Here is a 20,489-nt window from a genome sequence, read left to right on the forward strand (position 1 = left end):
GGCTCCTCCTGGAGCGGGGGTGGGGCAGGGTCAGACGCTGGCGGTGTAGCCGGCCTCCTCGACCGCCGACTGGGCGGCCCCGAGGTCGAGGGGGCCGTCGGAGACGACGAACACGTCGGTCTCGCCGCCCTTGACGAGGTCCTCGACACGGACCTCGAGGACGTTGTCGATCTCCTGGAGCTCCTCGGTGACCGAGGCCACGCAGTGCTCGCAGGTCATGCCGGAGACGACGACCTTGGTGGTCTGGTTCTGCAGCGGGGTGTCGGTCATGGTGCTCTCCTCGGTATGCGGTGCGCCGGCACGCTAGGACGCGCGCCTGGGTGGGTGCTGGGTCAGCTGCGGACGAGCCGGGCGATGGCCGCGGAGGCCTCGCGGACCTTCTCGTCCTTGGCCTCCTCGGACTCCGCGGCGGCGTCGACGACGCAGTGGCTGATGTGGTCCTCGAGCAGGCCGAGGCTCACCGACTGCAGCGCCTTGGTGGCCGCGCTCACCTGGGTGAGCACGTCGATGCAGTAGGTGTCGTCCTCGACCATCCGCGCGATGCCGCGGACCTGGCCCTCGATGCGGCGCAGCCGCTTGAGGTAGTCCTCCTTGGACCCGGTGTACCCGTTCACAGCCATGCCAACAGCATACCCCCTGAGGGTATTTCAGAAGCCGGGCCACCTGTGCCATCGTCCCAGGCGTCGCGCGCCGTAGGGTCGGAGCGTGCCGACCTTCGTGCTGCTGCCGAGCCCCCTGCTGCCGGCGGCGGCGTACTCGGACCTGGCCGGTGCCCTCGGGCGGCTGGGGGCGTCGGCGCGGGTGGCCCCGGTCGAGGCCGGGCCCGACCTGGACCCGCACGAGCTCGTCGAGGCGTGGGCTGCGCTGGTCGAACCGGGGGCGACCCTCGTCGCGCACAGCAACTCCGGCTACCTCGCGCCCGCCGTCAGGGCCGCGGCGACGACCGCGGGCCGTCACGTCGGCGGGGTGGTCTTCGTGGACGCCGCCCTGCCGCCGGAGTCCGGACCGGCCCCGCTGGCCCCGCCGCGCTTCCGGGAGCACCTCGCCGGCCTCGCGGACGCCGACGGCGTGCTGCCCCCGTGGACCCGCTGGTGGCCCCGGGAGGCGCTGGAGGAGATCCTCCCCGCCGGCCGTCTCACCGAGCTCGACCGTGAGTGCCCGCGGCTGCCGGTGGGCTACTTCCACACCGAGCTGACGCCGCCGCGCGGCTGGGTGGGCGAGCCGTCGGCATACCTGGCGTTCGGGACGACGTATGCCGACGAGCTCGCCGCGGCGCGCGGCTGGGGGTGGCCGCACCGGGAGATCCCCGGTGGCCACCTGCACCTGCTCGTCGATCCGGCGGCCGTGGCGCACGAGGTCGTCGCACTGCGCGAGCAGCTGCCGGGCTGACGCCCTCGGTGCGGCCCGGCCCCTAGCGGGCGGACCGGACGTCTCCGTGGACTGCTGGCTCGGCGGTGCGCTCGTGGCTCTCGGGCTCGGCGGCGGCGCGTCGCTGCGCCACGCCCCGCGCCTGCGCGGCGTGGATGTCGCGGACCCACTCCCAGCCCTCGGGCACGTCGGGGCCGAGCCGCGGGTCGTCGGGCTCCACCCCGTCGCGCAGGGCGTGGAGGTAGGCGCGGTCCCGCTCGATCCGGGCGCGCACCTCGGGCCCCCGGGCGACCGACCCGTGGCCGGGGACGACGGCGTCGACCCGGTCCGCGACGGACTCGAGCACGCGCAGCCCGGCGAGGTAGTCCTCGACCGGGTCGCTGCCCTCCCGGGCATGGTCGAGCATGGGGACGAAGAGGTCGGACAGCATGTCGCCGGCGACGAGGACGCGGCTGTCGACGACGACGAGCGCCGCGTGGCCGACGGAGTGCGCCCGGTGCTCGTGGACCGTGACCGTCGGCCCCTGCCACGGCAGGTGGGTCGTGCCCTCGGGCAGCCCGGTGATGAGGCCGAACGGCTCGACCGGCACCTCGTCGGCGATCTCGGGCGGCAGGCCCTCGACGACCTGGGCCTGCCAGTCGGGCTGCGCGCGCAGGTCGCGCAGGAAGGCGGCGCACCGGGCGGTGCCGAACCGCGGCGCGTCGCCGAGCTCGGGGTGCCACAGCGCGTGGTCCCAGTCGGGGTGGGTCGCGAAGCCGGCCACCACCGGGTCGCCGAGGTCGCGCAGGTCCCGGGCGAGAGAGCGCAGCTCGGCGTCGGTGATGCCGGGGTCGACGATCAGCACCCCGGAGAGGCCGCGCACCACCACGGTGTTGTTGCGGAGCAGCTCACTCTGGTGGACCAGGACGTCATCGGTGACCTGCTGCAGCATGGGTTCTCCTCGTCAGGGGGCGGACCGCCGAGTGGGGGCCTCGGAGTCGACATACCCGGGGGTGCGTCTCCTGTGACCTCGCCATGGGGCGCGACTCATCGGTGCGCGGAGATGGTCGATGGTGGCCGGGTCGGCGGAGGCCGCACCGAGCGGCGGGGCCGGGCGATGAGGATGGCGGGCGGGCGCGGTCCGACCACCAGAGAACCGGCCCGAGGAGAGTGGACCACTGTGCGCACCCTGACCTTCGCGATGAACGTCAGCCTGGACGGCTACGTCGCCACGCCCGACGGAGACCTCGGCTGGAGCGCACCGAGCGACGAGCTGTTCCAGTGGTGGTCCGACCGGGTGGGGGCCACGGAGCTGTCCCTCTACGGGCGCCGGCTGTGGGAGGACATGAGCTCCCACTGGCCCACCGCCGACCAGCAGCCCGGTGTCACCCCAACGCACCGCGAGTACGCGCGCCGCTGGCGCGCCATGCCCAAGGTCGTCTTCTCGTCGACGAGCCTCCCGGTCGACGGGAACACCAGGTTGGTCACGGGGGACGCGGTGAGCGAGATCCGGCGGCTCAAGGGTGAGGACGGCGGGCCGATGGACATCGGTGGCGCCACCCTGGCCGGCGCCGCCATGCGAGCAGGCCTCGTCGACGAGTTCGTCCTGGTCACCGTGCCGGTCCTGGTGGGTGGGGGACGACCCTTCTTCGCGGCCCTGGACGGGTGGGTGCAGCTGGACCTCGTCGAGACCAGGACCTTCCCCGGCGGCGTCCTGATGACCCGCTACGCCACGCGCCACTGACGGTGGCTCAGCGACGGGACGGCCCGGCGCAGGCGCCCAGCCCCGGCCAGGACCGGAGCGCGATCTCGTCCCTCAACCCCCGGACACGTCACACTGAGTCACCGACTGAATCAGTCCGCCGTTGATGCGCCGGGTGACTCAGCGGCGGACTGAGTCGGGTGGTGACTCAGCCGCGCGGTGAGTCGAGCACAGACTCAGGGGCGGGCTGATTCGGTGGGTGACTCAATGTCACGTCTCCGGACGGTCGTGCTGCCGCCCCGGGTCCCGGACGAGAGCCGGCACCGGTCGTCGGACCGAGGGCGAGTCACGGCAGGGGCAGGTGCTCGCGAACCTGTGTGGGGTGGCCAGGCGGGCGGGCCAGGCAGAGGCAGGCCAGAGGTCCGGGCGGGGCACTACAGTGACGAGAAGCAGAGGGCGTGGGCGTCAGTCATGGGCGCGGATCACGGTGTCCGGCGCCACCCGGTCGAGCATCGAGGACCACGTCGAGAGGAGAGGCGATGTCGACACCTGCGAGGACGGTCACCGCAGTGGGTCTTGGTGGGGTGGCGGCGTTCCAGCTGGCGCTCGCGCTGGGTGCGCCGTGGGGCCGGGCGAGCTACGGCGGCCAGCACGAGGGGGTGCTGCCGCAGAGGCTCAGGATGGTCAGCGCCGGGGCCGTGGTGGCCTACGCCGCGCTGGCGGTCACCGTCGCGAGCGAGCGGACGTCACCACAGGTGCGGCGCGGCGTCCTCACCGCGGTGGCCGGGCTGATGTCGGTGGCTGCCGTCCCGAATGCCATCTCGCGCTCTCGGCTGGAGCGGACGATCTGGACGCCCACCACCCTCGCGCTCGCGTATGCCGCGTGGCGGGCGCGCGACACCGCCGCGGGTTGACGCCCCTCCGTCGGCGTCATCGCAGCTGGAAGAGGTAGGCGAAGGCCTCTCGCGTGTAGGCGATCCCCCGACCCGTGGCGCGGATGCGGCGGGGGTCCGCGAGCTCGGGGCGCCTCGGGACGAGATGCTGGTCCAGCCCGTCGGTGGTGACGCGGTAGCGACGGTCGCGGTGGTGCACGAGGGCCACGAGCTCCCACGCCGGGTCCAGTGCGGCGAGGCTGGCGTCACCGTGGCTGGTGTTGGCCAGCAGCCACCCACCCGGGCGCAGGTAGGAACGGGTGTGGTCCGAGACAGGCCCGGCGTAGAGCGAGATGAGCAGGTCGGTGCTCGCGACCTCCAGATCGAGCGGCGCGGTGTAGTCGGCCGGCAGGAACTCCACCTGCCTCCCCGCGCCCTGGCGTGTGCGGCCCGCGAGCTCCTGCTCGACGAGGTCGCGATCGGCGAAGAACCTGGCCGCACGGTCGTCGGTGTCCACGTAGGTGACCGATGCGAAGGCGGTGGACGGCGAGAGGTCGACGTAGCTGCCGGGATAGAGGGCGTGGTCGACCTGGACCAGGTCGGCGATGGCGGCGAACAGCTCGGACCGGTCCCCGATGGACTCCCTGTACTGCGACCACGTCGCGCGGCGTGCCACCCTCCCATCCAACCAGCAGGACGCGTCAGCCGGCCGGGGCGAACTCGCAGAAGCTCTGGTAGTGGTCGTCCGTGAAGTACCAGACCTCAGGGTCGACCTCGCCCCCGGTGACGACGCGCCGGGCGCCGCGGGTCGCCAGGCCGGGGGTCTGCACGGTGAACTCCCGGTAGTACCCGCGGTCCTCCTGCGGCAGGAGGTCCTCGCGGTTGTCGAAGGTCGACCCGTCCCGGTCCGGGTATGCGTAGGGCCCGTCGTCCTCGATGTCGTCGACGACCGGGTCCAGCTCCCGGGGCAGGGCGCTGTCGTCGCAGGCGTCGACGTCGTCCCAGTCGCGGGTGTCGGCACCGCGAGCGCCCTCCGCGGCCCCGGACGCCGGCGTGGGTCCCGAGGGTGCGGCAGAGCCCGTCGGCGAGGACGCTCCGCCCGCGGGCATGCCCCCACCGCCCTGCTCGCCGACGACGAGCCACAGCACCAGGGCGGCCAGCAGGGCCAGGGCCAGGGCGGAGAGCGCCTGCGACCGGCTCACGGCTGGTCGGTGTCCCGGGCCGGTCCGAGCGCCACGACGGCCAGCGCCTCGGCGTCGTCGAGGATCTCCGACAGGATCCACCACGCCCGGCCGTCGCGGGCCGCCAGCGCACCGGCCTCTCTCCACAGCAGCGCTACGTCGCGCCCGTCCCACAGCTCGCGCAGGTCCCGCAGCGCGTCGGCCATGGCGTCCAGGTTGGTGGACGCCGGCTCGGGCAGCCGCAGGGCCGCGCAGAGCTGCGCCTGCGTCTCCCGCAGCCCACCGCCGCGGGGTGTGGTGGCCTCGGTGACGGCATACCCCGACTGGGCGAAGTGCCCCTGGGCGTCCTCGAGACGCTCCGCCGGGAGGATGATCACGCGTCCCCCAGGTGCTCCACCAGCTGCGGCGCCAGCCCGACGTAGGTCGCCGGGGTCAGCGCCACCAGCCGCTCCTCCTCCTGCGCCGGCAGCCCCAGCCCCCGCACGAACTCCACCAGCTCGTCCTGCCCGATCCGGCGCCCGCGGGTGAGCTCCTTGAGCCGCTCGTAGGGGTTGCTCATCCCCTCCACACCCCGGGCCGCCAGCGCCCGCATGACCGACTGGACCGGCTCGGCGAGCACCTCCCAGTTGGCGTCGAGGTCGGCGGTCATGGCCTCCGGGACGGCGTCCAGCCCGGCGAGACCGCGGCTCACGTTGTCCAGCGCCAGAAGCCCGTGCCCGAGGGCGGAGCCGATGTTGCGCTGCATGGAGGAGTCGGTGAGGTCGCGCTGCAGCCGGCTGGTGACCAGGGTCGTGGCCAGCACGTCGAGCAGGGCGTTGCTGACCTCCAGGTTGGCCTCGGCGTTCTCGAACCGGATCGGGTTGACCTTGTGCGGCATCGTGCTCGAGCCGACCGTCCCCTGACCGCGGACCTGCGCGAAGTAGCCCATGGAGATGTAGGTCCACATGTCCGTCGCCAGGTTGTGCAGGATGCGCTGGAAGCGCGCGACGTCGGCGTACAGCTCGGCCTGCCAGTCGTGGCTCTCGATCTGGGTGGTGAGCGGGTTCCACTCCAGACCGAGGTGCTCGACGAAGGAACGGCTGATCTGCTGCCAGTCCGCGCCCGGGACCGCCTCGACGTGCGCCCCGTAGGTGCCGGTCGCCCCGTTGAGCTTGCCCAGGTATGCCGCCCCGTCGACCCGGCGCAGCTGTCGCGTCAGCCGGTGCGCCAGCACCGCCAGCTCCTTGCCCATCGTCGTCGGCGTGGCCGGCTGCCCGTGCGTGTGCGCGAGCAGCGGGACCTCGGCGAGCTCGCGCGCCATGGCCGACAGCTGGTCGACCAGCGCGCGCGCCCGCGGCAGCCACACCTCCTGCACCGCGCCCTGCACCATGAGCGCGTACGACGTGTTGTTGATGTCCTCGCTGGTGCAGGCGAAGTGGATAAGCTGCCCCAGCGCGTCGGCCCTGGCGGTCCCCTCGGCGCTCCCGCCGCCGCCCTCGCTCCCGGCGTCCGCCCCGGCCAGCAGGTCGGTGAGCCGACCGCGCAGGAAGTACTCGATGGCCTTCACGTCGTGCACGGTCTCGGCCTCGATGACCTTCAGCTCGCCGATCGAGTCGGCGTCGAAGTCGACGACCAGCGCCCGCAGGGCCTCCTGCTCCTGCGCCGAGAGGCCAGGGGCGCCGGGCACCACCTCGTGCTCCACCAGGTGCAGCAGCCACTCCACCTCGACGTGCAGCCGCGCCCGGTTCAGCGCCGCCTCGGAGAGGTGGTCGACGAGCGGCGCGACCGCCCCGCGGTACCTCCCGTCCAGGGCACCCAGGGCGATGCTGGGGGAGAGCTCGGCGAGCGGCGTGCGGGCAGCGGGGAGCGGCATACGCCCATCTTGGCAGGGGACCGGCAGGACGCCGAACGGTGCGGCACACCGGTGTCCTGTCAACACGACGTTGACAAGACGGTGATGTCAACATATTGTTGACGCATGACCTCCAGCACCGCCACGGCCATGGCTCAGGTCCGCCTCACCGCCGGCCTGAGCGCCATCGCCGTCGGTTTCGTCACCTTCTGGCTCAGCCGCGTCGTCGACTCCGGCTTCGTGCACGGCTTCTTGCAGGGCGCCACGCTGGCGCTCATGGTCGCGGGCGCCTACCTGGTCGGGGCCGCGGTGTGGCACCGACGCAGCCGGGGCCAGGTCGAGGACGACCGGCACTGGCTGCCCAGCCGCGACGGCGCCGGCGACGGGCCCGCCGCCGAGCACCGGGGCCCGCGGTGAAACAGGCGCACGCCGAGGGCGACCTCGCCGCCCAGATCGGGCACATCATCCTCGACGAGGGACACGGGCCTGTCGGACACACGCTGGACGCCGACGACCACCTCCGCCTGGTGCGCCGCGCCGCGCTGGCCCACGAGGTCAGCGGCGAGCTCCTGCAGCAGGCGGTGACCGCCGCCCGCGCCGGCGGCCAGAGCTGGGCCACCCTCGGTCAGGAGCTGGGGCTGAGCAGGCAGGGCGCCCAGCAGCGTTTCGGTGGAGCCGGGCGTCGGACCACGGCCGCCGACGACGCCGACGCCGACGCCGACACCGACACCGAGTCGCCGGAGCGTCGGGACGAGCGGTGGCTCGGTCCGGTCACCGCCGTCGACGAGCTGGGCGAGCTGGAGCTGGCCGGCCAGCTCGGTTGGCACACCGTCGAGGCCGGCATGTTCCGGCACCGGATGGTGCGGACCCCCACCTGCTGGGAGCACCGGCGGGTGCTGTGGACGCGCACCACCTCGAGCTACCTCGTCGACGGGTGGCAGGTGGGGGCCCGAGCGTTCCCCTGGCTCTATCTCGTGCGGGACACCGGGCGGCCGGTGGGCGACCCCACCTGAGCCGCCGGCGGCGCGGTCAGCGCTTCTTGGCGTCCGGGTCGATCTCGTCGGCGCTCACGTAGTCGCCGGTGACGCGGTCGCGGTGCTCGCGGGCGATGCGGGTGGCCTCCTCGGCCTCCTGGTGCAGCTTGTCGGCGTGCTGCTGAGCCTCGCGCGCCTTGGCCTGCAGCTCGCGCGCCCGATCCTCCGCGCTCTGGGCGTACGACTCGCCCGACTGCGCCTTCTCGCGCAGCCCCGCCGCCTCCTCGCGGGCGGCCGCCAGCCGCTTGTTGCGGGCCATCACCGCCCAGACGGCCAGCGCCGCCACCACGACGACGGCGATGACGACGATCCAGACGATGGTCGAGGTGTCCATGACCGGAAACCTAGCCGATGTAGTGCGGGACCGCTCGGCCGTCCGCTGCGTCCGCGGCGCCGCGGCCGACCCGGTGCTCGGTCCAGCGCCCGGTCACCGGCTCGGTATGGCTGACGAGCACGACCGCCCGGCCACCGCCCACCCGGTCCAACAGGCCGCCCAGGGCCCGCTGCGCCGTCGCGTCGTCGAGGTGCGCCGCCGGCTCGTCGAGCAGGACGACCGGCCGCCCCGAGAGCAGCGCCCGGGCCAGCGCGAGCCGGCTCCGCTCGCCGCCGGACAGCCCGGTCAGCGGGGTGTCGAGGCCCTGCGGCAGCGTGCCGAACCACCCGCCCAGGTCGACCGCCTCGACGGCGTCCAGCAGCTGCTCGTCGGTGGCGCCCGGTGCCGCGAGGGCGAGGTTGGCGCGCACCGACCCGGCGAAGGCGTGCGGCTCGTCGTCGACGACGGCCATCAGCGCTCGGGTCTGCTCCACGTCCAGGGCGCGCACGTCCGAGCCGCACCGGCACCCTTGATCCGCGTCCACGCCGGCCAGCAGGTAGTCCCCGCCACTCGGGTCGAGGTGGCGCGCGAGCACGGCGAGCGCGGTCGACTTGCCGGCGCCGTTGGGTCCGCTGAGGCGGATGCGGTCGCCCGGCTCCACGACGAGGTCCAGCAGGTGCAGGTCGGGCACGCCAGCGCCCGGCACCCAGCGGGCCGACGCCTCGCGCAGCTCCAGCACGGGCGGTGCGGCCGGCACCGGGGCGGTGCCCCGGCCGGCGACGGCCGGCTCCTGACCGACGAGCGCGTCCAGGCGTGCCGCCGCCGACCGGGCGCGGGCGCGGGCACCCTCCACCTCCGGCAGGCCGGCCCGGGCGTCGGCCAGCGCGAGCGGCACCAGCGCGACGAGCGCGGCGTAGGGCCCGCTCAGCGTCCCCTCCGCCCGCGCACCCCAGACGAGCAGGCCCACGAGCGTCGCGGTGGCGGCCACGACCACCCACGTGGCGGCGAGCCCGGCGGCCCGGGCCCGGGTGAGCCGGGCCTCGCTGCGTCGCTGCGCCCCCTCCGCCCGCAGGACCGGGGTGAGCAGCTGACGGTGCCCACCGGCGGTCCCGGCGACGGCCTGGACCGCGAGCAGGTTCGCCACCAGGGCGGTGACCCGGTCCCGGACCTCGCCGCGCTGCGCCACGGCGGCGTCCTGCGCGGGGCGCTCCACGGCATACCCGAGGACGGCGAGGAGGGCGACGACCAGACCACCGGCGGCCACGACCAGACCGGCGGCCGGCAGGTGCCAGCCCGCGATGACCGCCCCGACGAGGGTGGCGAGGAGGGTGGACCAGGCGGGCACGCTCACCCGCACGTGCTCGTCGACGACGTCCTCGAGGTCGCGGGCGGCGGCGGTGAGCACCTGCCCCCGGCTGCGTCGCCCCAGCCGGGCGGGGGTGAGCGGGGTGAGCGCGGCGTAGAGGTCGGCCCGCCGCCGGGACAGGTCGTCGAGGGCCACGTCGTGGCTGACCACCCGCTCGGCGTAGCGGAACACCGGCCGGAAGATGCCGAACGCGCGCACCCCGACGATCGCCACGAGCAGGGTCAGCACGACGGGCATGGTCGAGGCCTGCACGATGAGCCACCCCGAGGTCGCGGTCAGCGCCACCCCGCAGCCGACCGACGCACCGCCGAGGAGGCAGGCCAGCGCGAGCCCGCGGCGGCCGCGCGGGGTGCGCAGGGGCGCGACCTCGCCGGGGCGGTGACCGTTCGTCGGCTCCTGGTCAGCCCCGGTCGGGTGGGGTGCCGCGACCGGGTCGGTCGGACGGCCCTCCTGCGGAGCCGGGGTCGCAACGGTCGGCCCACCCCGATGGCCGGCCTGCTGAGCCGGCGTCGCTGCGGCGTCGAGGCGCCACCGGTCGTCGGCGAGCGCGGCCAGGTAGCAGTCGTGGGTCACGACGACGAGCCGCCGGGTGTGGGCGAGCCCGGTGATGACCTGGTGCAGGACGGGTATGCCGTCCACCGCCACGTTGGCCGTCGGCTCGTCCAGCAGGAGCAGCGGCGCCGGGGAGAGGGTGGCGCGGGCGAGGGCGAGCCGGGCCCGCTGACCGGCCGACAGGCCGAACCCGTCGTCCCCGAGCCGGGTGTCCAGCCCGTGCCGGTCGGCCAGCTGCGCCCACAGCCCGACCTCGGTCAGCGCCGCGGTCATCGCGGAGTCGGTCGCGTCCGGGGCGGCGGTCGCGAGGTTGTCGCGCACGGTGCCCGGCAGCAGCAGCGGCCGCTGCGTCGCCAGGTGCGCCGCGGGGGCGCTGACCGTCCCGGACGCGGGGGTGCGCAGCCCGGCGAGCAGCTCCAGCACCGTCGTCTTGCCGGCCCCGCTGGGCCCGGTCAGCACGGTCAGGCCGGGCTCGGACGACGTCGCGAGGGTGAGCCCGTCCAGGGTGCGGACCCGGCCGGGGTGGGCGTAGGACACCCCGCCGAGGCCGATCGACCCCCCGGCCGGTGTCGCCGGACGGGCACCACGGGCACCACGGGCCTCCCCCAGCACCCCGTCGTCGGCCAGTTCCTGCAGCACCTGCGCCCCGTCGGCGGCGTTGTGGAACTCGGCGCCGACCCGGCGGACCGGCCAGTACGCCTCGGGCGCCAGCAGGATCGCGGTGAGCCCGACGACGAGGTCCATCCCGCCGTGCGCCAGCCGCAGCCCGACCGCCACCGCCACCATCGCCACCGAGATCGTCGCCAGCAGCTCCAGTGCGGCCGTCGACAGGAAGGCCGTCCGCAGCGTGGCGACGCTCGCCCGCCGGTGCCGCTCCCCGACCTCGCGCACCACGTCCACCTGCGCCCGCGCCCGCCCGTAGGCCACCAGCGTCGGCAGGCCCCGCATCACGTCGAGGAAGTGCCCGGCCAGCAGCTCCATCGCACCCCACCGCCGCGCCGTCTCGTCACGCGTGTGCATGCCGATGAGCGCCGCGAAGACCGGCAGCAGCGGCAGCGTCAGCACGACGATGAGCGCGCTCCACGGGTCCACCACCAGGAGGGCGACCAGCGCCAGCGCCGGCACCACGGCCGCGGTGACGAGCGCGGGGAGGTAGCGGGCGACATACGGCTCGAGGGCGGAGACCCCGTCGGTGGCGCGGGTCAGCGCGACCTCGGTGCCCGGCCGCCCCTCCACCGGCCGTGCCAGCCAGTGCCGCAGCAACGCCTCCCGCACGATCCCGACCACGCGCAGCCCGGCGCGTCGGGCCACGAGCTCGCCCGCGCCGGCGAGCAGCCCGCGCATCACCAGCAGCGCGACCAGCCAGGCGAGGTATGCCGTGAGCTCCTCGCGCTCGCCCCGCACCACCGCGCCGACGACGAGGGCGAGGGTCACCGCCTGCGCGATCGCGACGACCCCCGAGAGGACGCCGACCACGGACAGCGAGGCCACCGGGCCGCGGGTCGCCGGGAGGGCCCGCAGCAGGGCGGGGTCGAAGGGCCGCACGCGGCTCAGCGTTCCTGGGCGCCCACGTCAGCGACCCGCCCCGGCCCGGTCGCCGTTGTCGACGACCGCCGCGTGGTGGACCTCGGTCGGGATGTGGTGGCCGGACACCCGCTTGCGGAACGCCCAGTAGCTCCAGGCGGTGTAGAGCAGCATGATCGGCGTGAAGACCAGCGCCACGACCGTCATGATGCCGAGCGTCTTCTGGCTGGAGCTGGCGTTCTCCGCGGTGAGCGACCAGGCCGGGTCGAGGCTGGAGGGCATGACGTCGGGGAAGAGCGCGAGGAAGAGCGAGGCGGTCGCCAGCCCGATGGCGACGAAGGTGCCGGTGAAGGCCCAGCCCTCGCGGCCCCGGGCCGCCATGAGCAGGCCCCCGACCAGGCCGGCCGCGGCCACCCCGGCGACCAGCCAGGAGGCGGTCGTCCCGGTCCGCAGGTGCAGGATGCCCAGCCACAGGACCGCCAGCACGGCGCTCGCGGCCCCGAGCCGCAGCGCCAGCGCGCGGGCGTCGTGGCGCAGCTGCCCGTCGGTCTTGAGCGCGACGAAGAGGGCGCCGTGGGTGAGGAAGAGGGTGAGCGTGGTCAGCCCGCCCAGCAGGGCCACCGGTCCGAGGAGGTTCCAGAAGCCGCCGACGTACTCCATGTCGGCGTCGATCGGCACCCCGAGCACGATGTTGGTGAAGGCGACGCCCCACAGCAGCGCCGGGACGAACGACCCGACGACGACCATGGCGTCCATCCGGGCCCGCCAGGCGGGGGAGTCGACCTTGCCGCGGTACTCCAGCCCGACCCCGCGCAGGATGAGCCCGACGAGGATGAGCAGCAGCGGCAGGTAGAACCCGGAGAAGAGGGTGGCGTACCAGTGCGGGAAGGCCGCGAAGATCGCCCCGCCCGCGGTGAGCAGCCAGACCTCGTTGCCGTCCCAGAACGGGCCGATGGCCGAGAGCATCTGCCGCTTGCGCGTCTCGCCGGTGTGCGGGGTCTCGCCCTCGGTCTCGTCGCGGCCCAGGACCGGCAGCAGCATGCCGACCCCGTAGTCGAAGCCCTCGAGGCAGAAGTAGCCGATCCACAGGACGGCGATGAGGATGAACCAGATCGTGGTGAGTTCCATGGCAGTCCTTCTCGCGGTCTCAGTAGGTGAAGACGAAGGCGTCGTCGTCGTCGCGGTGGCGTGGGTCGTAGGAGGCGTCCTCGGGGACCTGCTCGGCGCCGGCCCGGCCGTAGCGGAGCAGGAGACCGACCTCGACGACGGCGAGTGCGCCGTAGAGGAGGGTGAAGACGGTCATCGAGGTCAGCACCTCGCCCGCGGTGGTGCCCGGGGAGACGCCGGTCTGCGTCGTCATGAGCCCCATGACCAGCCAGGGCTGGCGGCCCATCTCGGTGAACACCCACCCGAAGGTGTTGGCGAGCAGCGGCAGCAGCAGCACCGCGAGCCCGGCCCAGGCCCACAGCGGGTGGCTCATCCGGGTCTCCTCGGTCTCGCTGCCCCGCCCGCGCAGCACCCACAGGACGGCGGCCGCGATCGCCATGGCGGCGAAGCCCAGGCCCATCATGAGCCGGAAGCTCCAGTAGGTGACCGGGATGACCGGGCGGTAGTCCTCGGCGGCGGTCAGCTCGGACCCGGCGTAGGTGAGCTCGTAGCGGTCCTGGATATGGTCGATGCCCTCGACGGCGCCCTCGAGGCTGCCGGTGGCCAGGTAGGACAGCAGCTTCGGCACGGTGAGCGCCCAGACCTCCTCGCTCCCGTCGAGGGTGCCGACGGTGATGATCGAGAAGGGGGCGCCCTCACCCTCCGGGACGTCCTCGTAGAGCGCCTCGGCGGCGGCCATCTTCATCGGCTGCACCTCGGTCATCACCTTGCCCTGCACGTCGCCGGTGACGATGACGCCGAGTGAGGCGACGAGGACGGTGACCGCGCCGAGCTTGGCGGCCTTGCGGTACATCGGCTTGTCCGTCGCCGGGGTCGCCTTCCGGGCCAGGTGCCACATCGCGAAGGTGAGGACGAAGGCGCCACCGGTCATGTAGGCGGCGGTGACGACGTGCGGGTAGGCGACGAGCTGCACCGGGTTGTTGAGCACGGCCAGGAAGTCGGTGAGCTCGGCGCGGCCGGTCTCCGGGTTGAGCTCGTAGCCGACCGGGTTCTGCATGAAGGAGTTGGCCGCCAGGATGAAGTAGGCCGACAGCAGCGTCCCGATGTGCACCAGCCAGATCGCGGCGGCGTGCAGCTTCTCCGGGATCCGGCCCCACCCAAAGATCCACAGGCCGAGGAAGGTCGACTCGAGGAAGAAGGCCAGCAGCGCCTCGATGGCGAGCGGGGCGCCGAAGATGTCACCGACGAAGCGCGAGTAGTCCGACCAGTTCATCCCGAACTGGAACTCCTGGACGATGCCGGTGACCAGGCCCAGCGCGAAGTTGATGGTGAAGAGCTTGCCGTAGAACTTCGTCAGCCGCAGCCACCGCGGGTCCCGGGTGCGCATCCACTGCGTCTGCATGATGGCGACGAGCAGGCTGAGCCCGATCGTGATCGGCACGAAGAAGTAGTGGTAGACGGTCGTGATGCCGAACTGCCACCGGGCCAGGTCGAGTGCCTCCACGGGCGCCTCCAGTCTGCGCGGACGTCGAACTACGTGACGTCGTAGATGCTACTCCTCGTCGTAGCGGGCGCGGTCACCAGGAGAGCGTGAGAAGGGTCACGGTGGTGGCGACGGGGAGGGCGAGCACGCCGGCGGCCAGGAGGGTGACGCCGATCCGGGTATGCCGTGGCGCCGGCGGCCGGCTGAGCAGCCGGACCCGGGCGGTGATCTCGGGGGTGGCGGCCGGGGCCATGGCCACGAGGGCCCGCGCGAGGTCGGTGTGCCCGGTGCGCTGCTCGGCGATGCGGTCCGCGAGCGCCTCGGTCAGCAGCTGCACCTCGGTCAGGGCGGCGGGCACCCGCAGGCCGGAGGGCACCGCCTCGTGCAGCACCGTGAACAGCTCGAGCAGCAGGTCGTGGCGGGCGTCGAGGTGGCCCTGCTCGTGCGCGAGGACGGCGCGCAGCTCGACGGTCCCGAGGCGGTCGAGGGCGGCACGGGTCAGGATGATGCGGTTCCCGCGCCCCGGGAGGCAGTAGGCGCTGGGGTTGCCCAGCGCCAGGACCGTGACGTCGGGCCGGGCGATGCCGGCGGCGTCACGGGCCAGGGTGTCGTCGAGGTGGTCCCCGACGAGGTCGATGAGCTCCCGGTGCTGGGCGCGGCGGCGGCGCAGGTCGGTGCCGACCCGGTGCCCCGCGGTGAGCAGCCGCACGAGCATGACGCCGGACACGACGAGCGCCAGGCCCAGGAGCAGCGGCTGGGACAGGCCGGTGGTGAGCACGGCCGTCGGTGCGGCCAGCAGCGCGCAGAGGGCACCGGCCACGCTGATGGACTGCCAGAGCAGCAGACCCGGCCCGGGCATGCGGCGCAGCGCGGTCCACGAGGGCAGCACACGGGGGGCGAGGAGGACCAGGACGAGGGCGAGGGCGACGACCGCGGCGGTCAGCAGCGGGCCGCCCATGGCTGCGGGGTGGTCGGCTCAGGCGCCGCGTCGACGCTCGACCTCGGCGAGCGCGGCCCGCAGGTCGTCGAGCTCGCCGGCGCTGGCGTCGTCCAGGAAGTGCAGCATGGCGGCCGTGCGGTCCGCCTTGACGGTGTCGAGGGCGGAGCGCAGCGCGGTCGCGGCGAGCTGCTCGCGGCTGGCGGCGGCGGAGTACTGCCATGCCCGCCCCTCGCGGGTCCGCTCGGCGATGCCCTTCTTGGCCAGCCGGTCCAGCACGGTCATGATGGTCGTGTAGGCCAGCTCCTTGTGGTGCTCCCGCCGCTCCAGCTGGTCCAGGACGTCCCGGACCGACAGGCCGGAGTCGTCGGACCAGAGGATCTCCATGACGGCGCGCTCCAGGTCGCCGAGGGAGGAACTGCGAAGGGGCATGCTCGCGAGTTTACGCCCCCTCCCTGGGAGTCGCCCCTCGTTCCCGCACCGGACGCGTGCTCAGGCCGCACAGGACGCGTGCTCAGGCCGCACAGGACGCGTGCTCGGGCCGCACAGGACGCGTGGTCAGGTCGCACCGGACGCGTGCTCGGGCCGGTCGCACCGGTATGCCGTCAGTCGGGGTAGCCCTGCGGGTTCGCCTGCTGCCACCGCCACGTGTCGGCGCACATGTCCTCCACCGACCGGGTCGCCCGCCAGCCCAGCTCGGACTCCGCGAGCGAGGGGTCGGCATACGAGCTGGCGATGTCACCCGGCCGGCGCGCGACGACGTCGTACGGGATCTCCCGGCCGCTGGCCCGCTCGAACGCCGACACGAGCTCGAGCACGGAGGTGCCGCGTCCGGTGCCGAGGTTCCACACCGACAGCGGCCGGTCGTGCGTGCTGATCCACTCCAGCGCCGCGACGTGGCCCTCGGCGAGGTCCTCGACGTGGATGTAGTCGCGCACGCCGGTCCCGTCGACGGTGTCGTAGTCGTCGCCGAAGACCGAGAGCCGCTCTCGCCGCCCGACGGCGACCTGCGCGATGAACGGCATGAGGTTGTTGGGGATGTCGCTCGGGTCTTCGCCGATCCGCCCCGAGGGGTGCGCGCCGACCGGGTTGAAGTAGCGCAGCAGCGCCACCTTGAGCTGCGGGTAGGCGTGCGTCACGTCGCGCAGGATCTGCTCGTTCATGACCTTGGTCCAGCCGTAGGGGTTAGTCGCCGAGGTCGGCAGCCCCTCGGTCATCGGGACCGGCGCGTCCTCGCCGTAGACGGTGGCGCTCGAGGAGAAGACCAGGTGGGGGACACCGCGGTCGACCATCGCCTCGACGAGGCGCAGCGTGGCGCCGATGTTGTTGCGGTAGTAGTCGATCGGCTTCTCGACCGACTCACCCACCGCCTTGAACGCGGCGAAGTGGATCACCGCGTCGAAGGACTCCTGCGCCAGCAGCGAGTCGAGCTTGTCGCCGTCGGCGAGGTCGAAGGCGTGCACCGGCACGGGGATGCCGGCCAGCTCCTCGAGGCGCGGGGTCACCGAGGGCTTGCTGTTGGAGAAGTCGTCGACGACGACGACCTCGTGCCCGGCGCGGGCCAGGGCGATGACGGTGTGGGACCCGATGTAGCCGGCGCCGCCGGTGACGAGAACGCGCATGGCGTCATCGTGTCAGACCGCCCAGCGGGTATGCCGTGACTCACCCGGTCCGTGGTTCCGCCCGCGGCGGACGGGTCAGGGACGCAGCAGACGGAGCCCGGGGCGCGCCTTGGGGTAGCCCGAGACCACGACGGAGCCGAACATCAGGTCGTGCACCGCCCGGCGCTGGTGGTCGCGCAGCGGCCAGAGGCTGTTGACCAGGAGGAAGAGGAAGCCGGTCAGGACGGCGAGGAACCACAGCGTCCCCGTGCGCAGCACCCCCACCACGCCGCCGAGACAGGTGCCGTCCTCGTCGCGCAGCACCTTCAGCCCCAGCACCGCCTTGCCGGGCGACTGGCCCCTCGACCCGTTGAGCCAGCCCAGGTAGCCGACCGCCCCGAACCACACCAACCCGGCGAGGTGCTCGAGCGGCGCGACGACGTCCGACAGCACGGCCAGAACCATGAGCAGCGCGAACGCGACGACGCCGTCGATCGTGGTGGCCGCCACCCGCTCCCCCCAGTCGGCGTAGCGCAGCCGCGGGGGAGGCGGCGGTGCGGGGGCCACGTCCTGCGGGCCCGCCGCGCTGGCGGCACCGGGGACGTAGGGGGGCAGCGGCGGGGCGGAGTCCCACGGCGCGGCGTCGGTGGGGCCGTCGGCCCGGCCGTGGTCGGGTGGCGGTGGGGGTGACCAGCTCATGCGACGCCTCCTCGGGGGTGAGGTCGAGGATAGAACGGCTCCCTGGACCCTGCTCGGGGTGGTGGCAGCGGCATACCCTGACGGACATGGCCGAGCGCACGAGCATCTCCGAGACCGACCGGACCCACCTCCTCCGGGCCGTCGAGCTGGCCGAGGCCGCGGTCGACGCCGGCGACGAGCCCTTCGGCTCGCTGCTCGTGTCGGCTGACGGCGAGGTGCTCCTCGAGGACCACAACCACGTGTCCGGCGGCGACCACACCCAGCACCCGGAGCTCGCGATCGCCCGGTGGGCGGCGCAGCACCTCTCGCCGCAGGAGCGCGCGGCGAGTACGGTCTACACCTCTGGCGAGCACTGCCCGATGTGCGCCGCCGCGCACGGCTGGGTGGGCCTGGGCCGCATCGTCTACGCCTCCTCCACCGAGCAGCTGACGAGGTGGGGCGCCGAGCTGGGGCGGCAGCCGGGCCCGGTCGCGCCGCTGCCCATCACCACCCTCGTCCCGGACGCCGTCGTCGCCGGCCCGGACGAGGAGCTCGCCGAGCGGGTCCGGGCGCTGCACGCCCGCAAGGCCGGGTCCTGACGGGTATGCCGTGACGCGCGTCCTCGGTCCGCGCCACTGACCGGGGGAGTGCTGCCCCGGCGAGGATGTGCCGGTCGGGCGTGGGGGGCTCGGCGCTGCTGACCGTGGGAGTGCTGCCCGGGCGACGGTTCGCCGGTCGGCTGGACGTGGGGGTCACCACCGGTCTCGGCGCGTCCTGTTCTTCTCCCGTGTCTCGAGACGGGTGGGCGGCGGCCGTCGGATCAGCACGGCGAGCAGGACGAGCCCGACTGACGCGACCACGGCCAGACCGATGGCCGAGAGCGACCAGTTGGTCAGGAATCCGACGACCAGCACCACGACCGCCAGGGCCGCACAGCCCACCCCGAGCAGACGCGAGGGCGGCGTGCGGCTGCTCGCCCCGCCCGGCCTCGGCCCGAGAAGACTCTCGCCCTGCGGCTGGTCCGACGGGTGCTCCTCTCCCGGCATCATCACTCCTCGCCCCGGCTCGGGCATCGCCCTTGGTCACGACCGTAGTTCGGGTCCGGGGCGCCGTCGACCGCAGGAACGGAGGCAGGTCGACCGTGGGAGTGCCGCCCCGGCGACGATCCGCCGGTCCACCGCCGGTCGGCTCAGACCCGCCGGCCGTCGTGCAGCTCGACGACCTGGTCGGCCCGCTCGATGAGCACCGGGTCGTGGGTGGACACCACGGACGCGATGCCGCGCTCGTGGGTCAGCCGGACCAGCAGGTCCATGATCATCGCGCCGGTGTCGGAGTCCAGCTGCCCGGTCGGCTCGTCGGCGACGAGGATGTCCGGCTCGCCGACGAGGGCCCGCGCGATCCCGACGCGCTGCTGCTGGCCGCCGGACAGTTCGTACGGCCGCTGCCTGCTGTGCCGGGCCAGCCCGACGAGCTCCAGCGCCTCCTCGACCCGGCGGGCCCGCTCGCCCACCGCGGTCCGCCGTAGCCGCAGCGGCACCTCGACGTTCTCGGCCGCCGACAGCACGGGCACCAGCCCGAAGCTCTGGAAGACGTAGCCGATCCGCTCCCGGCGCACCGCCAGGACCTCCTTCTCCGGCAGCTCGGACAGCACCCTCCCGTCGTCGAGCAGCACCTGCCCGGCGTCCGGCCGGTCGAGCCCTCCCAGCAGGTTGAGCAGGGTCGTCTTGCCCGACCCGGACGGGCCGCGCACCACGGTCAGCCGCCCGGCGGGCACGTCCAGGTCGACCCCCGCGACGGCGTGGACCTGGGTGGCGCCGCTCCCGAAGGTCCGGCGCAGCCCGGCCCCGACCAGGACCGCGCGCGGCCCCTCGACCTCCTCGTCCGTCCGGTATGCCGTCGGCTCACTCATCGTCGTCCTCCTGCGTGTCGACCGCGCGCCCGGTGCGGGGCGCCGGCGTCGCGCCGCCGTCGTCCGGCGACTGCGACCCCTGCCCCGTCTGGTGCTCCTCGTCGTCCGGCCAGACCTGCACGTGGGTGTCCTCCTGCTCCAGCCGCACCCGGTCGCGCAGGCCCAGCCCCTCGACGTGCGCCTTCGGCAGCTGGATCCGCCCGGCCCGGTCGATGACGGTGTACTCCCGCGCGACCTGCCGCTGCTCGCCCGACTCGTCGGTCACGACATACCGGAGCACCTCGGTCGAGGTGCGGCCGTCGCGGATGGCGACCGTGCGGCGCACGTGGTCGGAGACGGTCGGGTCGTGGGTGACGACGAGCACGGTGGTGCCGAGGCTGCCGGCGGCCTCCCGCATGACCTCCAGCACCTGGGCGGAGGCGGCGTCGTCGAGCTCGCCGGTCGGCTCGTCCGCGAGGAGCACCGCCGGGGAGTTCGCGAGGGCGGTCGCGATCGCGACCCGCTGCTGCTGCCCGCCGGACAGCTCGGTCGGGCGCCGCGCGGCGCAGTCGGCGATGCCGAGCAGGTCGAGCAGGTCCGCGACCCGGCGGGCCCGCTCGCGCCGCCCGGAGATGACCATGGGGAGGGCGACGTTCTCGGCCGCGGTGAGGAAGGGCAGCAGGTTGCGGGAGGTCTGCTGCCAGACGAAGCCGACGGTGTGCCGCTGGTAGTCCACCCGCTGCGCGCGGCTCATGGACAGCAGGTCCACCCCCGCCACCCGGGCGCGGCCGCCGGTCGGCCGGTCGAGCCCGGAGAGGATGCCGAGCAGGGTCGACTTGCCGGAGCCGCTGGCCCCGACGAGCGCGACGACGTCGCCGGGGTCGACGACGAGGTTGAGCCCCTGGAGGGCCTGCACCTCGACCCCCTCGGTGGAGTAGATGCGCACCAGGTCCTCGCACCAGATGTCCGGGCCCTGGTGCTCGCGCACCGTCCCGAGCGCGGGACGGTCGGACGCCGTCGCGGGCGTGGCGTCGTCGTCCCCCGTCGTGGGGGCGTCGCGATCCTCCGGCGCG

At 74.0% G+C, this 20,489-nt stretch carries 24 protein-coding genes; 6 read left to right on the top strand and 18 right to left on the bottom strand.

The window, feature by feature from the left end:
- Positions 1-30: 30 nt before the first annotated feature.
- Positions 31-270: a heavy-metal-associated domain-containing protein gene (locus tag EUS26_RS12450; protein WP_130014154.1), complete on the bottom strand. Its 240-nt coding sequence runs from the start codon at positions 268-270 to the stop codon at positions 31-33.
- A gap of 62 nt (positions 271-332) precedes the next feature.
- Positions 333-614: a metal-sensitive transcriptional regulator gene (locus tag EUS26_RS12455; RefSeq protein WP_130014214.1), complete on the bottom strand. Its 282-nt coding sequence runs from the start codon at positions 612-614 to the stop codon at positions 333-335.
- Positions 615-705: 91 nt separating this feature from the next.
- Here EUS26_RS12455 and EUS26_RS12460 point away from each other — a divergent pair, with 91 nt between their 5' ends.
- Positions 706-1,389, top strand: a complete 684-nt coding sequence (locus EUS26_RS12460) for a hypothetical protein (RefSeq protein ID WP_130014155.1) — start codon at positions 706-708, stop codon at positions 1,387-1,389.
- A gap of 22 nt (positions 1,390-1,411) precedes the next feature.
- Here EUS26_RS12460 and EUS26_RS12465 read toward each other — a convergent pair whose 3' ends face one another.
- Positions 1,412-2,299 carry an MBL fold metallo-hydrolase gene (locus EUS26_RS12465; RefSeq protein WP_130014156.1) on the bottom strand — a complete coding sequence of 296 codons (888 nt, stop codon included), beginning with the start codon at positions 2,297-2,299 and terminating at the stop codon, positions 1,412-1,414.
- Between the two features lie 228 nt (positions 2,300-2,527).
- Between EUS26_RS12465 and EUS26_RS12470 the strand changes: the two genes are divergently transcribed.
- Together EUS26_RS12470 and EUS26_RS12475 are read left to right on the top strand one after the other, a co-directional pair.
- On the top strand, positions 2,528-3,091 hold the full coding sequence (locus EUS26_RS12470) for a dihydrofolate reductase family protein (RefSeq protein WP_130014157.1): 564 nt from the start codon (positions 2,528-2,530) through the stop codon (positions 3,089-3,091).
- A 497-nt stretch (positions 3,092-3,588) separates the two neighbouring features.
- Positions 3,589-3,963, top strand: a complete 375-nt coding sequence (locus tag EUS26_RS12475) for a hypothetical protein (protein ID WP_130014158.1) — start codon at positions 3,589-3,591, stop codon at positions 3,961-3,963.
- Between the two features lie 16 nt (positions 3,964-3,979).
- On the opposite strand, the gene EUS26_RS12480 is transcribed toward EUS26_RS12475, so the two are convergent.
- The 4 genes from EUS26_RS12480 to purB are packed head-to-tail and all read right to left on the bottom strand — an operon-like array spanning position 3,980 to position 6,954.
- Positions 3,980-4,597 (bottom strand): hypothetical protein, encoded by a 618-nt coding sequence (locus EUS26_RS12480; RefSeq protein ID WP_202865138.1) that lies wholly within the window; start codon positions 4,595-4,597, stop codon positions 3,980-3,982.
- Between the two features lie 25 nt (positions 4,598-4,622).
- A complete protein-coding gene (locus tag EUS26_RS12485; protein WP_238148969.1) occupies positions 4,623-5,123 on the bottom strand; it encodes a guanyl-specific ribonuclease in 501 nt (166 codons plus the stop codon).
- Complete coding sequence (locus tag EUS26_RS12490; RefSeq protein ID WP_130014160.1) at positions 5,120-5,479, bottom strand: barstar family protein; 360 nt, start codon at positions 5,477-5,479, stop codon at positions 5,120-5,122. Before EUS26_RS12490 ends, EUS26_RS12485 begins: the two co-directional genes overlap by 4 nt.
- The gene (purB, locus tag EUS26_RS12495; RefSeq protein WP_130014161.1) at positions 5,476-6,954 is read right to left on the bottom strand and encodes an adenylosuccinate lyase; all 1,479 of its coding nucleotides are present in this window, start codon (positions 6,952-6,954) and stop codon (positions 5,476-5,478) included. The genes EUS26_RS12490 and purB overlap by 4 nt, the downstream gene beginning before the upstream one ends.
- 105 nt (positions 6,955-7,059) lie before the next feature.
- On the opposite strand from purB, the gene EUS26_RS12500 reads away from it, so the two are divergent.
- Positions 7,060-7,350, top strand: a complete 291-nt coding sequence (locus tag EUS26_RS12500; protein ID WP_130014162.1) for a hypothetical protein — start codon at positions 7,060-7,062, stop codon at positions 7,348-7,350.
- Positions 7,347-7,946 carry a hypothetical protein gene (locus EUS26_RS12505; RefSeq protein WP_130014163.1) on the top strand — a complete coding sequence of 200 codons (600 nt, stop codon included), beginning with the start codon at positions 7,347-7,349 and terminating at the stop codon, positions 7,944-7,946. The genes EUS26_RS12500 and EUS26_RS12505 overlap by 4 nt, the downstream gene beginning before the upstream one ends.
- A 16-nt stretch (positions 7,947-7,962) precedes the next feature.
- Here EUS26_RS12505 and EUS26_RS12510 read toward each other — a convergent pair whose 3' ends face one another.
- The 8 genes from EUS26_RS12510 to EUS26_RS12545 all read right to left on the bottom strand — a co-directional run bounded on the left by EUS26_RS12510 (position 7,963) and on the right by EUS26_RS12545 (position 17,549).
- Positions 7,963-8,301: a hypothetical protein gene (locus EUS26_RS12510; protein WP_130014164.1), complete on the bottom strand. Its 339-nt coding sequence runs from the start codon at positions 8,299-8,301 to the stop codon at positions 7,963-7,965.
- Positions 8,302-8,311: 10 nt separating this feature from the next.
- The gene (cydC, locus tag EUS26_RS12515) at positions 8,312-11,743 is read right to left on the bottom strand and encodes a thiol reductant ABC exporter subunit CydC (protein WP_130014165.1); all 3,432 of its coding nucleotides are present in this window, start codon (positions 11,741-11,743) and stop codon (positions 8,312-8,314) included.
- A 27-nt stretch (positions 11,744-11,770) separates the two neighbouring features.
- Positions 11,771-12,850 (bottom strand): cytochrome d ubiquinol oxidase subunit II, encoded by a 1,080-nt coding sequence (gene cydB / locus EUS26_RS12520; protein ID WP_130014166.1) that lies wholly within the window; start codon positions 12,848-12,850, stop codon positions 11,771-11,773.
- A gap of 19 nt (positions 12,851-12,869) precedes the next feature.
- A complete protein-coding gene (locus EUS26_RS12525) occupies positions 12,870-14,333 on the bottom strand; it encodes a cytochrome ubiquinol oxidase subunit I (protein WP_130014167.1) in 1,464 nt (487 codons plus the stop codon).
- Positions 14,334-14,406: 73 nt separating this feature from the next.
- Positions 14,407-15,270, bottom strand: coding sequence for a M56 family metallopeptidase (locus tag EUS26_RS12530; protein WP_130014168.1), 864 nt, complete (start codon positions 15,268-15,270; stop codon positions 14,407-14,409).
- 18 nt (positions 15,271-15,288) lie between these two features.
- Positions 15,289-15,681 (bottom strand): BlaI/MecI/CopY family transcriptional regulator, encoded by a 393-nt coding sequence (locus tag EUS26_RS12535; protein ID WP_130014169.1) that lies wholly within the window; start codon positions 15,679-15,681, stop codon positions 15,289-15,291.
- 173 nt (positions 15,682-15,854) lie between these two features.
- The gene (gene galE / locus EUS26_RS12540) at positions 15,855-16,871 is read right to left on the bottom strand and encodes a UDP-glucose 4-epimerase GalE (RefSeq protein WP_130014170.1); all 1,017 of its coding nucleotides are present in this window, start codon (positions 16,869-16,871) and stop codon (positions 15,855-15,857) included.
- Positions 16,872-16,946: 75 nt separating this feature from the next.
- Positions 16,947-17,549 (bottom strand): RDD family protein, encoded by a 603-nt coding sequence (locus tag EUS26_RS12545; protein ID WP_130014171.1) that lies wholly within the window; start codon positions 17,547-17,549, stop codon positions 16,947-16,949.
- Between the two features lie 86 nt (positions 17,550-17,635).
- Here EUS26_RS12545 and EUS26_RS12550 point away from each other — a divergent pair, with 86 nt between their 5' ends.
- Positions 17,636-18,127, top strand: a complete 492-nt coding sequence (locus EUS26_RS12550) for a nucleoside deaminase (RefSeq protein WP_130014172.1) — start codon at positions 17,636-17,638, stop codon at positions 18,125-18,127.
- 153 nt (positions 18,128-18,280) lie between these two features.
- Here EUS26_RS12550 and EUS26_RS12555 read toward each other — a convergent pair whose 3' ends face one another.
- The 3 genes from EUS26_RS12555 to EUS26_RS12565 form a co-directional block, all read right to left on the bottom strand.
- Positions 18,281-18,601, bottom strand: coding sequence for a hypothetical protein (locus EUS26_RS12555; RefSeq protein ID WP_165368608.1), 321 nt, complete (start codon positions 18,599-18,601; stop codon positions 18,281-18,283).
- A gap of 116 nt (positions 18,602-18,717) precedes the next feature.
- Positions 18,718-19,437, bottom strand: coding sequence for an ABC transporter ATP-binding protein (locus EUS26_RS12560; RefSeq protein ID WP_130014174.1), 720 nt, complete (start codon positions 19,435-19,437; stop codon positions 18,718-18,720).
- Positions 19,430-20,404, bottom strand: a complete 975-nt coding sequence (locus EUS26_RS12565; protein ID WP_420330013.1) for an ABC transporter ATP-binding protein — start codon at positions 20,402-20,404, stop codon at positions 19,430-19,432. Before EUS26_RS12565 ends, EUS26_RS12560 begins: the two co-directional genes overlap by 8 nt.
- Positions 20,405-20,489: the final 85 nt, after the last annotated feature.

This window comes from Serinicoccus sediminis (assembly GCF_004153545.1).
Classification (GTDB): Bacteria; Actinomycetota; Actinomycetes; order Actinomycetales; family Dermatophilaceae; genus Ornithinicoccus; species Ornithinicoccus sediminis_A.

Excerpts from the sequence above, each read along its gene's own strand:
- EUS26_RS12450 (WP_130014154.1), bottom strand. The coding sequence starts at position 270 with ATGACCGACACCCCGCTGCAGAACCAGACCACCAAGGTCGTCGTCTCC.
- EUS26_RS12465 (WP_130014156.1), bottom strand. The coding sequence starts at position 2,299 with ATGCTGCAGCAGGTCACCGATGACGTCCTGGTCCACCAGAGTGAGCTG.
- EUS26_RS12475 (WP_130014158.1), top strand. The coding sequence starts at position 3,589 with ATGTCGACACCTGCGAGGACGGTCACCGCAGTGGGTCTTGGTGGGGTG.
- purB (WP_130014161.1), bottom strand. The coding sequence starts at position 6,954 with ATGCCGCTCCCCGCTGCCCGCACGCCGCTCGCCGAGCTCTCCCCCAGC.
- EUS26_RS12500 (WP_130014162.1), top strand. The coding sequence starts at position 7,060 with ATGACCTCCAGCACCGCCACGGCCATGGCTCAGGTCCGCCTCACCGCC.
- EUS26_RS12510 (WP_130014164.1), bottom strand. The coding sequence starts at position 8,301 with ATGGACACCTCGACCATCGTCTGGATCGTCGTCATCGCCGTCGTCGTG.
- cydB (WP_130014166.1), bottom strand. The coding sequence starts at position 12,850 with ATGGAACTCACCACGATCTGGTTCATCCTCATCGCCGTCCTGTGGATC.
- EUS26_RS12530 (WP_130014168.1), bottom strand. The coding sequence starts at position 15,270 with ATGGGCGGCCCGCTGCTGACCGCCGCGGTCGTCGCCCTCGCCCTCGTC.
- EUS26_RS12535 (WP_130014169.1), bottom strand. The coding sequence starts at position 15,681 with ATGCCCCTTCGCAGTTCCTCCCTCGGCGACCTGGAGCGCGCCGTCATG.
- galE (WP_130014170.1), bottom strand. The coding sequence starts at position 16,871 with ATGCGCGTTCTCGTCACCGGCGGCGCCGGCTACATCGGGTCCCACACC.
- EUS26_RS12545 (WP_130014171.1), bottom strand. The coding sequence starts at position 17,549 with ATGAGCTGGTCACCCCCACCGCCACCCGACCACGGCCGGGCCGACGGC.
- EUS26_RS12550 (WP_130014172.1), top strand. The coding sequence starts at position 17,636 with ATGGCCGAGCGCACGAGCATCTCCGAGACCGACCGGACCCACCTCCTC.
- EUS26_RS12555 (WP_165368608.1), bottom strand. The coding sequence starts at position 18,601 with ATGCCCGAGCCGGGGCGAGGAGTGATGATGCCGGGAGAGGAGCACCCG.
- EUS26_RS12560 (WP_130014174.1), bottom strand. The coding sequence starts at position 19,437 with ATGAGTGAGCCGACGGCATACCGGACGGACGAGGAGGTCGAGGGGCCG.